Annotated in this window: 9 protein-coding genes (1 of these 9 only partly in view); 8 read left to right on the top strand and 1 reads right to left on the bottom strand. The window is 68.1% G+C overall.

The window, feature by feature from the left end:
- The first annotated feature begins 71 nt into the window (after positions 1–71).
- The 4 genes from glgX to ACFE6Z_RS15385 are packed head-to-tail and all read left to right on the top strand — an operon-like array spanning position 72 to position 7,428.
- The gene (gene glgX, locus ACFE6Z_RS15400; RefSeq protein WP_375386582.1) at positions 72–2,276 is read left to right on the top strand and encodes a glycogen debranching protein GlgX; all 2,205 of its coding nucleotides are present in this window, start codon (positions 72–74) and stop codon (positions 2,274–2,276) included.
- Between the two features lie 2 nt (positions 2,277–2,278).
- On the top strand, positions 2,279–4,726 hold the full coding sequence (treY, locus tag ACFE6Z_RS15395; protein ID WP_375386581.1) for a malto-oligosyltrehalose synthase: 2,448 nt from the start codon (positions 2,279–2,281) through the stop codon (positions 4,724–4,726).
- 22 nt (positions 4,727–4,748) lie between these two features.
- Complete coding sequence (gene treZ / locus ACFE6Z_RS15390) at positions 4,749–6,521, top strand: malto-oligosyltrehalose trehalohydrolase (protein ID WP_375386580.1); 1,773 nt, start codon at positions 4,749–4,751, stop codon at positions 6,519–6,521.
- Positions 6,522–6,576: 55 nt separating this feature from the next.
- Entirely contained in the window at positions 6,577–7,428 is an 852-nt protein-coding gene (locus ACFE6Z_RS15385) for a TspO/MBR family protein (RefSeq protein WP_375386579.1), read from the top strand.
- On the opposite strand, the gene ACFE6Z_RS15380 is transcribed toward ACFE6Z_RS15385, so the two are convergent.
- Entirely contained in the window at positions 7,429–8,190 is a 762-nt protein-coding gene (locus tag ACFE6Z_RS15380; protein ID WP_375386578.1) for a GMP synthase, read from the bottom strand.
- A 90-nt stretch (positions 8,191–8,280) separates the two neighbouring features.
- On the opposite strand from ACFE6Z_RS15380, the gene ACFE6Z_RS15375 reads away from it, so the two are divergent.
- The 4 genes in view from ACFE6Z_RS15375 to ACFE6Z_RS15360 are tightly spaced (at most 48 nt apart) and all read left to right on the top strand, a layout consistent with a single transcriptional unit that may run on beyond the window.
- Positions 8,281–8,931 (top strand): RNA polymerase sigma factor, encoded by a 651-nt coding sequence (locus tag ACFE6Z_RS15375; protein WP_375386577.1) that lies wholly within the window; start codon positions 8,281–8,283, stop codon positions 8,929–8,931.
- Complete coding sequence (locus tag ACFE6Z_RS15370) at positions 8,921–9,391, top strand: hypothetical protein (RefSeq protein ID WP_375386576.1); 471 nt, start codon at positions 8,921–8,923, stop codon at positions 9,389–9,391. Before ACFE6Z_RS15375 ends, ACFE6Z_RS15370 begins: the two co-directional genes overlap by 11 nt.
- A 48-nt stretch (positions 9,392–9,439) precedes the next feature.
- Positions 9,440–11,083, top strand: coding sequence for a S8 family serine peptidase (locus ACFE6Z_RS15365; RefSeq protein WP_375386575.1), 1,644 nt, complete (start codon positions 9,440–9,442; stop codon positions 11,081–11,083).
- Positions 11,084–11,108: 25 nt separating this feature from the next.
- Positions 11,109–11,830: the 5' portion of a CHAT domain-containing protein gene (locus ACFE6Z_RS15360; protein WP_375386574.1), read on the top strand. Its footprint extends 1,756 nt past the window's final position; only the first 722 of its 2,478 coding nucleotides appear in the window; the start codon lies at positions 11,109–11,111; its stop codon lies beyond the right edge, outside the window.

Here is an 11,830-nt window from a genome sequence, read left to right as displayed (position 1 = left end):
CCCCGACACACGGCTCGACGAACCCGACACCTGGCTCGACTAGGGTGAGGGATCTTGAAAGGGGGACGACAGTGCAGGCATGGCCGGGATCGTCTTATCCGCTGGGTGCCACCTTCGACGGCAACGGCACCAATTTCGCTCTCTTCAGCGAGGGCGCGGAACGGGTAGAGCTCTGCCTGTTCGGCGATCGGGGCAAAGAGACCCGCGTCGAGTTGCTGGATGTGGACGCGTTCGTCTGGCACGCCTACCTGCCGCAGGTTCGCCCGGGGCAGCGCTATGGCTATCGGGTGCACGGCGAGAACGACCCCGCTTCGGGGGCGCGCTTCAATCCCCACAAGCTCCTTCTCGATCCGTACGCCAAAGCCGTCGACGGCCAGGTGGAGTGGGGTCAGCAGGTCTTCGGCTACAACTTCGGCGACCCCGACTCGCGCAACGACGATGACTCGGCCGCGTCGATGATGAAGGGCGTCGTGGTCAACCCCTTCTTCGACTGGGGCGGGGATCGCCTCCCCAAGACGCCGTACTCCGAGACGTTCATCTACGAGGCGCACGTCAAGGGTCTGACCGAACGGCACCCCGGCATCCCCGAATCGATCCGAGGCACCTACAGCGCCGTCGGGCACCCCGTCATCATCGATCACCTCAAGAAACTCGGCGTCACCGCGATCGAGCTCATGCCGGTGCATCAGTTCGTGAACGACTCGACGCTCGAGGAGAAGGGGCTCTCGAACTACTGGGGCTACAACACCATCGCCTTCCTCGCCCCGCAGAACACGTACGCGTCGATGGGTCAGCGCGGCCAGCAGGTCGAGGAGTTCAAGGGCATGGTGCGTGCCCTGCACGACGCGGGCATCGAGGTGATCCTCGATGTCGTCTACAACCACACCGCCGAGGGCAACCACATGGGCCCCACGCTCTCGATGCGCGGCATCGACAACGCCGCCTACTACCGCCTCGAACCCGACGACAAGCGCTACTACACCGACTACACGGGCACCGGCAACAGCCTGAACGTCGGCAACCCGCACGCGCTGCAGCTGATCATGGATTCGCTGCGCTACTGGGTGCTCGAGATGCACGTCGACGGCTTCCGCTTCGACCTGGCCTCGGCGCTCGCGCGCGACTTCTACGACGTCAACAAGCTCGCGACGTTCTTCGAGCTCGTGCAGCAAGACCCGGTGGTCTCGCAGGTCAAGCTCATCGCGGAGCCGTGGGATGTCGGCCCCGGTGGGTACCAGGTGGGTAACTTCCCCCCGCAGTGGACGGAGTGGAACGGCAAGTACCGCGACACCGTCCGCGACTTCTGGCGCGGCGAGCCCCAGGCGCTGGGCGAGTTCGCGTCGCGCCTCACCGGGTCGGCCGACCTGTACGAGCACTCGGGTCGCCGGCCTGTGGCATCCGTCAACTTCGTCACCGCGCACGACGGCTTCACTCTGCGCGACCTCGTCAGCTATGGCGAGAAGCACAACGAGGCCAACGGCGAAGACAGCCGCGATGGCGCCGACGACAACCGCTCGATGAACTTCGGCGTCGAAGGACCCACCGACGACGTGCAGATCAACACGATGCGCGCGCGTCAGCAGCGCAACTTCATCGCGACGATGCTGCTGAGCCAGGGAGTGCCTATGCTGCTGCACGGCGACGAACTCGGGCGAACGCAGCAGGGCAACAACAACGGCTACGCGCAGGACAACGAGATCACCTGGATCGACTGGGAGAACGTCGACCAGCCGCTCGTGGAGTTCACCGCGGCGCTCGCGCGCCTCCGACGCGATCACCCGACCTTCCGGCGTCGCCGGTTCTTCAATGGCCGGCCGGTGCGCATGGAGGCGGGTCAGGGTCTGCCCGACATCGCGTGGCTCCGCCCCGACGGCTCTCTCATGCAGCCCGAAGACTGGGACTCGGGCTTCGGCCGGGCGGTGGGCGTGTTCCTCAACGGTCGCGGGATCCGCGAGCGCGACCGTCGTGGCGAGCCGATCTCGGATCTGCACTTCGTGGTGCTGTTCAACGCCGGTGATGACATCATCGACTTCCATATTCCGGCGGTCGAATACAGCCCGAAGTGGAACGTCCTGGTCGACACCGCCGGTGAGCAGGCCGACACCGAGCCGCTCGATCCGGGGTCGACGGTGCGGCTGCACGCGAAGGCGCTGATGGTGCTCTCCGAGCACGACCTGCCCGAGCCTGAGGTGGATCACTCGGTCGCCGCTTCGCTGTCCTCGCTCGCCGAATCGACGATGCCCGGGCTTTCACCCAAAACTGAGATGGAGCGGTAGGGGTGACGCAGCAGCCGCTGTCGACCTACCGTCTGCAGATCCGGCGAGGCTTCGATCTGGATGCTGCGGCCGCCGTCACCGGCTACCTGCGCGACCTCGGCGTCTCGTGGGCCTACCTCTCGCCGCTCCTGCGCGCGACCGAGGGCTCGGATCACGGCTATGACGTCGTGGATCCGACCCTCATCGACCCGGACCGCGGCGGCAGGGATGGGCTCGACCGCTTCGCGACGGCGGCGCGGGCGGCCGGGCTCGGCATCCTGATCGACACGGTCCCGAATCACATGGGCATCTCGGAGCCCCTGCAGAACCCCTGGTGGTGGGACGTGCTGACGCACGGACAGGAGTCGCGCTACGCCGAGGCCTTCGACATCGACTGGGCGTTCGGCGAGGGCAAGGTGCGCGTGCCGATCCTGGGCGGAACCCTCGACGAGGCGCTCCCCGACTTCGTGATCGAGCTGCAGCAGTCGCAGCAGCAGAGCCCCGGCGATGCGGCGCCGAGCCCCGGAGTGCTGCGGTATTTCGAGCACGTCCTGCCGCTCGCCCCGGGCAGCGTGCCCGCCGGTGCCGATCTGACCGCCGTTCAGACGGTGCGCGCGATCGTTGACGCCCAGCACTGGGAGCTGATCTTCTGGCGACGCGAGGCCGCCGAGCTGAACTACCGGCGCTTCTTCGCCGTCACGACGCTGGCCGGTGTGCGCGTCGAAATCCCGTGGGTGTTCGACGAGACCCACTCGGAAGTGCTGCGCTGGGTGCGCGAAGGGCTGGCCGACGGACTGCGGATCGACCATCCCGACGGCCTCCTGGACCCGGGTGGGTACCTCGAGCGGCTGGCGGCGGCCCTTCGACAGGCTCAGGGACCGGGAGCCGAACCGTACGTCCTCGTCGAGAAGATCCTCGAGCACGGCGAGCAGCTGCCCGGCTGGTGGGAGACCGACGGCACCACCGGGTACGACGCGCTCGCCGAATTCGACCGCGTGCTGATCGATCCCGCGGGGGAGGCGCCGCTGGATGTGCTGGACGCAGCGCTCCGCGGCGGCGCAGGCGCCGACTATCACGAGGTGATCCACGAGACCAAGCGCATGATCGCCGACACGATCCAGGGCGCCGAGATCGCCCGGCTGGTTCGGGAGCTGCCGGCATCGTTCGCTGAGGGTGTCGAAGCGTCGACCCTTCGACAAGCTCAGGGACCGAAGGTGCACGACGCGCTCGCCGAGCTCCTCGCCTCCTTTCCCGTCTATCGTTCGTACCTCCCGGCGGGGCGCGAGCAGCTCGAGGCGGCGGCGGTTCAGGCATCCCGCCGTCGTCCCGATCTCGCCGATGAGATCGCGCGGCTCGTGCCGGTACTGGCCGACCCGTCGAACGAGGTGGCGCGCCGGTTCCAGCAGACGACGGGGCCGGTGATGGCCAAGGGCGTCGAAGACACGGCGTTCTACCGGTACACCCGGCTCGGCTCGCTCACCGAGGTCGGCGGCGATCCGTCGGTATTCGCCCTGCCGGTGGGCGCCTTCCACTCCGCGCAGGCGCTGCGCCAGGCATCCTGGCCGCGCACCATGACGACCCTCTCGACCCACGACACGAAGCGCGGCGAAGACGTGCGTGCGCGTCTGGACGTGCTGTCGGAGGTGCCCGAGCGCTGGGCCGAAGTGCTCACCGAGCTGCGGACGCACGCCTCGACCGGCGACGGGCCGTTCGACGCGCTGCTGTACCAGGCGGCGATCGGATCGTGGCCGATCTCGCGCGAGAGACTGCACGCCTACGCCGAGAAGGCGTCGCGCGAGGCGGCGACCTCGACCGGCTGGTGGGATCCGGACGCCGACTTCGAAGCCGGCATGCACGTGGTCGTCGACGCGATGTTCGACGATGCCGCGGTCGCCCAGCTCGTCTCGACGTTCGTCGCCGAGATCGAATCGGCGGGCTGGTCGAACTCGCTCTCACTGAAGCTGCTGCAGGTGACCGCCCCCGGTGTTCCCGATGTCTATCAGGGCTCGGAGCTCTGGGAGACCTCGCTCGTCGACCCCGACAACCGGCGCCCCGTCGATTTCGCAGAGCGGGCGCGGATGCTGGCAGCCCTCGATGACGGATTTTCGCGGGGCGAGCTCCCCGCCGTGGATGCGTCGGCTGCGGCCAAGCTGCTCGTGACCTCTCGCGCGCTGCGGCTGCGCCGCGACCGCCCCGGCCTCTTCACGCGGTACACCCCGATGACGGCCGTGGGTGGGTCATCCGATCATGTGATCGCCTTCGACCGCGGAGGAGCGCTCACGGTCGCCACGCGCCTGCCCGTCGGCCTCGCGGCCCGCGGCGGCTGGGGCGACACGGTGCTGCTGCGGCATAGCGGGCAGGCGATGGATGCTCTCACCGGTCGCCGCTTCAAGGGCTCCGAGATCGCGGTGGCCGACCTGCTGCAGACGTATCCGGTGGCGCTGCTGGTCACGGCAGACGCCGCCTCATGACCGTGACAGGGAGGACGGATCCATGATCGAGGTGTGGGCGCCGAAGGCGGCGCGGGTACGGCTGCGCCGACCCGAGCACGACGACGTCGAGCTGACGGCCGTCGCGGACGGGTGGTGGCAGACGGGCGAGGCGCTCGCCGACGGTGACGAGTACGGGTTCGTGCTCGGCGACTCCGACGACCTGCGGCCCGACCCGCGCTCGCGACGGCAGCCCCGCGGGGTGCACGAGGCATCCGCATACTTCGATCCGTCGAGTTTCGCGTGGACCGACCAGGGCTGGACCGGTCGCGAGCTCGCCGGCGGTCTCATCTATGAGCTGCACATCGGGACCTTCACGCCCGACGGCACCCTGGACTCCGCGATCGGCGAACTCGATCACCTCGTCGGGCTCGGCGTCACCCACGTCGAGCTGCTGCCGGTCAACGGCTTCAACGGCGTCTGGAACTGGGGCTACGACGGCGTGCTCTGGTACACGGTGCACGAGGCGTACGGCGGCCCTGCCGCTTACCAGCGCTTCGTCGATGCGGCGCATGCCGCGGGGCTCGCCGTGATCCAGGACGTCGTCTACAACCACCTCGGGCCGAGCGGCAACTACCTGCCCGAGTACGGGCCGTACCTGCGCGAGGGCAAGCGGAACACGTGGGGCGACTCGGTGAACCTCGACGAGCCGGCCGTCCGGTCGTTCATCGTCGAGAACGCGCTCATGTGGATGAGCGACTACCACGTCGACGGGCTGCGCCTGGATGCCGTGCACGCCCTCCATGACGAGCAGCCGGTGCACATCCTGCAGGAGCTGGCAGACCGCACCGATGCGCTCTCCGCTCAGCTCGACCTGCCGCGGACGCTGATCGCCGAGTCCGACCTGAACGACCCGAAGCTGATCCTGCCCCGCTCCGCATCTGAAGGGCAGGCGGGGGGATACGGGCTCACGGCACAGTGGAGCGACGACTACCACCACGCCGTCCACGTCGCCCTGACCGGCGAGACGGCGGGCTACTACGAGGATTTCGCCGACCTCGACGCCCTGCCCAAGGTGTGGACGGAGGGGTTCTTCCACAACGGGACCTACTCGTCGTTCCGCGGCGCCGATCACGGCTTCCCGATTCCGCCGAGCGTGCCGACGTGGCGGCTCGTGACGTTCTCGCAGGATCACGACCAGATCGGCAATCGTGCGGCGGGCGATCGGCTCAGTCAGTCGCTGCCCTACGGGCGGCTGGCGGTGGCCGCGGTGCTGACCCTGCTCACGCCGGGCACCCCGATGCTGTTCATGGGCGAGGAGTGGGGCGCCTCGACGCCGTGGCAGTTCTTCACGTCGCACCCCGAGCCCGAGCTCGGCGAGGCGACGGCCAAAGGCCGGCTCGAAGAGTTCACCCGCATGGGCTGGGACGAATCGGCGGTGCCGAACCCGCAGGATCCGCAGACGTTCGAGCGTTCGAAGCTCAACTGGGCCGAGCGCTCAGACGGCGACCACGCCCGCCTGCTGCAGCTCTATCGAGACCTCGCCGCGCTCCGGCGGGCGCGTCCGGAATTGGCCAACCCGTCGTTCGCGTCGCTGCGGGCGATGAGCGGCGAGAGCGCCACCGGAAGCCCCGGCGAGCGCGCGTTCGCGCTCGCGCACGGCGACATCTCGGTGCTGGTGAACCTCACCCGCGACGCGGTGTCATGGGAAGTCGCGTCATCGGATACGGCGCAGGGTCGCAGCATCCTGCTGTCGACGGATGCTGCGGCTGAGGTGCTCGACGGCGAGGTCGTCGTGCCGCCCGATGCGGCCGTCGTGATCGGTCCTGCCGACTGAGGGGCTGGCATGTCAACCCGTGCCGTCGCACCCTCGGCGCGCCTATGGTGAGGCGATGACCAATAACGAGCCTCAGGCGATGACCAGCAACGAGCCTCTCGCCGCGGCATCCCGCCCCGCCGACCTGACGCGCCAGATCGCCGTGATCTCGGCGATGGTGTTCATGATCATCGGGGCGATGGTCGGCACCGGGCTCTTCGGCGGTACGGCGGTGCAAGACCTGCAGGGCGGAGCCCTCGACGCCGACGCGTCGTACCTCGCCCCGGCTCGGCAGGCGTTCTCGATCTGGACCGCGATCTACGTGGGACTGGTGGCGTACACGATCTGGCAGGCCTTGCCCGGGCAGCGAGCACGCGACCGGCAGCGGGCGATGGGCTGGTGGATCGCCCTGACGATGGTGCTCAACGGCCTGTGGCTCGTGATCGCGCAGTTCGGCACGCTGCTGCTCACCGTGATCGCGATCGTCGTGCTGCTCGTGGCGTTGTGCATCACGTTCCGCATGAGCGTACTGACCCGCGTGACCGGTGACGGCTTCTTCGATTCGCTCCTGATCGACGGGGTCACGGGGCTCCACCTGGGCTGGGTGACCCTCGCGACGGTGGCGAACATCACCGCATGGCTCACCACGATCGGCCAGCCCGAGTGGGAGTCGGCGGCGACCGTGTGGGGTGTGGTTGTGCTGATCGTGGTCGCGATCCTGGGCCTGTCGATCTCGTGGCTGAGCGGCTGGCGGATCGCTCCGGCGCTCGCCCTCGCGTGGGGTCTCACCTGGCTCGGGTTTGCGCGGCTCACGGGCGAGCCGCAGAGCACCGCGATCGGCGTCACGGCGATGGTCGTGGCGGACCTGATCCTGATCCCGACCGTGATCATCGCGGTGCTGCGGCTGCTGCGCCCGTCCTCCGATTGATCAGGCCGGACCGAATGCGCGGGCGAAGGCGCGCAGCATCCGAGCCGGTTCGGTGACCGATGCTGCGAGCACCCGCGTCGCGACCACGTCGTACTCCTCCGCGGCGAAGTACCCGTCGTCGCGGTACACCGCCATGCGCTCGGTGAACGCGCGGGTGGTGGGCTCGGGGTGGAACTGGGTGGCGTAGAGGCGGTCGCCGACGCGATAGGCCTGGACCGGGCATCCGTCACCCGTCGCGAGCAGCGTCGCAGTGGGCGGGACGACGCCCGCGCCCTCCTTGTGGGCCGTGAGCGCGGCGAACCGGGTGGCCAGGCTCCCCAGGAGCGGGTCCTTCTGGCCCTCGACGGTCAGCGAGATGGCGACCGGGCCGGTGTCTTCGGGGAAGGCGCGACTGACCTCGCCCCCGAGCATCCGGGTGACGACTCCGATGCCGAAGCACGTGAACATGCCCGCCGGGCCGGTCCCTGAGCCTGTCGAAGGGCCGGAGGCGATCCCGCCCGCGATCCGTTCGAGATCCTTCTCGAGCCGGCGCTGCACGTCGTGCTTGCTCGACTCGGGGTCGGTGACGTTGAACGGGCTGCCGCCGACGAGGAATCCGCTGTAGCGATCGAACACGTCGTCGGGAAGCGGCTCGCGCACGAGGTCGTGCATCTCGAGATGGCCGGCCTCGAGCCGCATCGCGGTGCGGAACGACTCGTATTCGGCCGCGGCGGCGCCCTGCTGCGGGCGCACGCACACGTACAGCAGCGGCGCGGACGTCATGGGGTGGAGTCTAAACGGCATCGCTGCGGGTACGCGTGTATCAGCCCGCCCCCTATCGCACTCGTACTGTCTGTGGACACAATGGGCGCTATGGCGGCGATCGACCCGGGCTCTTCACACGACGCGGGCTCTGCCGACGATGTCGTCGTGCCCCGCTGGGAGCGCGCGGCCGCCCTTTTCGCGCGGTGGCGCGAGGGCGACACACGGGCGATGGATGAACTTGTGCGCGTGATGACTCCGACCCTCTGGCACGTCGTGCGGGCGTACGGGCTGGATGCGGCGCTCGCCGAGGACGTCGTGCAGACCACGTGGATGACCCTCGTGCGACGCCATGAGAGCATCACCGAGCCGCAGGCGATCTCGGGCTGGCTCACCACGTGCGCGCGTCGCGAGGCGTGGCGCGTCGGCAAGCTGCAGCGTCGTGCGGATCCGACCGAGACCGAGTACCTAGAGCCGCATCTGCCCACGGCGGAGTCGGCAGAGGAGACCGCGACGCTCAGCGATTCGTCGCATCGGCTGTGGCGGGCCGTTCGTCAGCTCAACGAGCGGTGCCAGCGTCTTCTGCGCATCGTGGCCTTCGAAGAGCGTCCGGATTACGCGCGCATCGCGGCGGACATGGCTATGCCGGTCGGCTCGATCGGCCCCACCCGCCAGCGGTGCCTTGCCAAGCTCCGCACACTACTGGAAGGCGAAGGCCTGCTCGAACGTGAAGGATCGGGAGGAGATGACGATGGACACTGAGGACTACGCCGCCGACGCGGCGCTCTTCGCACGAATGCGCTCGGTCTGGGAGACGGTCGATCCTGCGCCTGTCGATCTGATCGACCGCATGGTGGCTGCCGTCGCCGTCGAAGACCTGACGCGCGAGTACGCGTTGCTGACCCTCGTCGACGGTGCGGAGCTGGCCGCGGTGCGCGGCGAGGCCGACACCGCGACGCTGCAGTTCAGCGACGGCGCGACGAATGTGCTCGTCCACGTCACCGCGACGGATGACGGCGGTCGGCGGGTGGACGGATGGGTGGATGCTCCGACCCTCGCCATCCGCCTGTCACAGGGTGATCGCGAATGGTCGGCAGAGCCCGGCGAGCACGGCCGGTTCGCGTTCGACGATGTGAAGCCGGGCGTCTCGCGCATCCGGCTCGTGGTGCGCGGAGACGACGGCGAGATGCGCGACTTCCAGACCCCCCAGTTCGAAGTGTGACCGAAGCCGCGGCTCCCGACCGCGGCGTGACCCGAATGAGGAATCTCGATGACTGACCTTGCCCCCGACGACCGCAGCGCATCCTCGAGGCCGGCGACGAGCTGGCGACAGCGCTACGAGGCCGCGCGCGCGAGAGGCGTGGCGCTCGATCCGAAGAGTGAACCGGTGCGCGGCGTCACCGCGTACCCTACGTCGTACGACCCAGATCACCTCCTGATCACTCGCACCGCCTATCTCGACGATCTGCTCGCCGCGCTCCGGTTCGCCGCTTCGGATTTCGGATGGGGCCTCGAGCTGCAGACCATGGACGGCGCGCCGACCGACCGGGATCCGGCGATCGCGCGAGCGGAGCGTGCGCGCGACGAGCTCGACCTGCCCACGATTTACCGCGTGGGCATCTTTCCCGCACCAAGTCCGGATCGCGATGACCAACCCGTCCCGCCGATCGACGCGTGGCGGCTGCTTCAGCGTGCCCGCGCGCGGGCGGGGACGGACAACCTCGCCTCGCTCGACGGGGTATCGCTCGATCACGTGCTGTGGGTGGATCCTGTCGGCGGCAAGACCAATCCCGTCGGGGGTAAGACGAACCCTGTCGGAGGCAAGACGAATCCATTCGGCATGGTGAATGCGCCGGGAGCGGAGAGCTATGTGATGCCCGGCAGCGGAGGTCGGCAGGTCGTCACGTACATCGGTCCTGATCCGACCAGGACCGCGGAGCTCGCCCCTGGCGGCAGACGCCCCGTCGTCGCCATACTCGACACTGGGTGCGGCGTGCACCGGTGGCTTCCCGACGACATCGTGACGAGGTATCCCGAGTTCGATGATCGGGTGATCGGCATTGCCGAGCCCTCGACCGATCCGGAAGTGATCGGAGATGTCGCGGGGCCGTTCGACGGCGCTATCGACGAGTCCGCCGGTCACGGCACGTTCATTGCAGGAATTATCCGGCAGGTTTCCCCCGAGGCTGACATCATCGCGATACGTGTGGCCGACAGCCAGGGCACCGTGCTGGAAGGCGACTTCATGCTCGCCGTCCGATCGCTCGTGAAGTGGATGTCGCTCGAGCCCGACAAAGGCGGCCGACAGATCGACGTGATCAATCTGTCGCTGGGCTATTACCACGAGACTCCGGAAGACGGGCTCTTCGACCAGACCCTAAGCGAACTGCTGATCGCCGCCCGACGTCGAGGATGCGCCGTCGTATGCTCGTCGGGAAACGACGCAACCGATCGGCCATCCTTTCCGGCGGCCCTGTGGGCATGGCCCGACGCAGAGTTCATCGTCGAGGATCCTGCCGATGCGGCTCCGCACGTCTCAGTTGGAGCACTCAACCCCAACGGCACGATGGCCCTCTTCAGCAATCTGGGTCCGTGGGTCACGACCTTCGCTCCCGGAGCCGCAGTGATGAGCTGCCATCCGCGATTCAAAGGCGGTGTCCAAGCGGGGACACGCGACGATCGCGGAGGCAAGCGGCGCGAGACGATTGATCCCGATGACTTCGAAGGCGGCTTTGCGCTGTGGAGTGGAACATCCTTCGCAGCCCCTTACGTCGCAGGACTGCTGGCTCGTGCGGCAGGTCCATCCCTGATGGATGGCACCCTCTCGAACCCCGGCGATCGCGTGTCGACACTACGAAAGGCTCGGACCGAGATCTACAAGACCCTGGCCGAGAAGGGCCCGACTCCCGCGTGACTCGCCCGGCGGCCATGATAGAGCGGTGGCCCGCACGGCAAGACAGCTCCATGCTGTTGCCGTCGCGCTCGCAAACCGCGGAGAGTTTTTGGCCGCTAAGCGCCTGCTTGAAAAGGCGTCGGCTTATGACGCCGACGCGAACCTGCATGCGCGCATCCTGGGAACTCTCGCGTTTATGCATGCTCGCACGGGCTCCATCGCGGAGGCCGAGCGTATGTGCGCCGAGGCGCTGGCACGTCCGGGCATCGATCAGGAGACGGCCGCGCTGCTGGCCGGCCAGATGGGCTCGATCATGGAGCAGGCCGGGCAGCTTTTCGACGCTCATCGCTGGTTGACCAGAGCCATCGGCCAGCTCGACCAACCAATCGCTCGCGCCAATCTGCTCGTCAATCGCTGCCTTGTCAGCATCCAACTCCAGCGACTCGACGAAGCGGCCGAGGATGCCTCCGTGGCTGCAAGCATTTACACCGCCCAGGGCATGGACATAGACGCAGCGGAGTCGACGCACAATGTCGGATACATCCAGATGTTGCGCGGTGATCTCGTGAGCGCGCTCCAGAAGATGCAAAAGGCTCGACCGATCCTCATCGATGTGGCGTTCGCGGCGATGATCGACGTCGATCGTGCCGAGGTCTTGCGTGAGGCCGGGCAGACCACGGAGGCCGAAGCGATCCTGCGTGAGTCCGCCGCCCTCTTCGGGCGACGGCGGATGCTGCGCGACAGGGGAGAGACGGAGTTCAATCTGGC

The organism is uncultured Microbacterium sp. (genome assembly GCF_964244775.1).
Lineage (GTDB): Bacteria > Actinomycetota > Actinomycetes > Actinomycetales > Microbacteriaceae > Microbacterium.
Note: the sequence above shows the minus strand (reverse complement) of the source record. Positions and strands in the feature narration are given on the sequence as shown.

Coding starts and splice junctions, on each gene's coding strand:
- treZ (WP_375386580.1), top strand. CDS start 4,749: ATGATCGAGGTGTGGGCGCCGAAGGCGGCGCGGGTACGGCTGCGCCGA.
- ACFE6Z_RS15385 (WP_375386579.1), top strand. CDS start 6,577: ATGACCAATAACGAGCCTCAGGCGATGACCAGCAACGAGCCTCTCGCC.
- ACFE6Z_RS15380 (WP_375386578.1), bottom strand. CDS start 8,190: ATGACGTCCGCGCCGCTGCTGTACGTGTGCGTGCGCCCGCAGCAGGGC.
- ACFE6Z_RS15375 (WP_375386577.1), top strand. CDS start 8,281: ATGGCGGCGATCGACCCGGGCTCTTCACACGACGCGGGCTCTGCCGAC.
- ACFE6Z_RS15370 (WP_375386576.1), top strand. CDS start 8,921: ATGGACACTGAGGACTACGCCGCCGACGCGGCGCTCTTCGCACGAATG.
- ACFE6Z_RS15365 (WP_375386575.1), top strand. CDS start 9,440: ATGACTGACCTTGCCCCCGACGACCGCAGCGCATCCTCGAGGCCGGCG.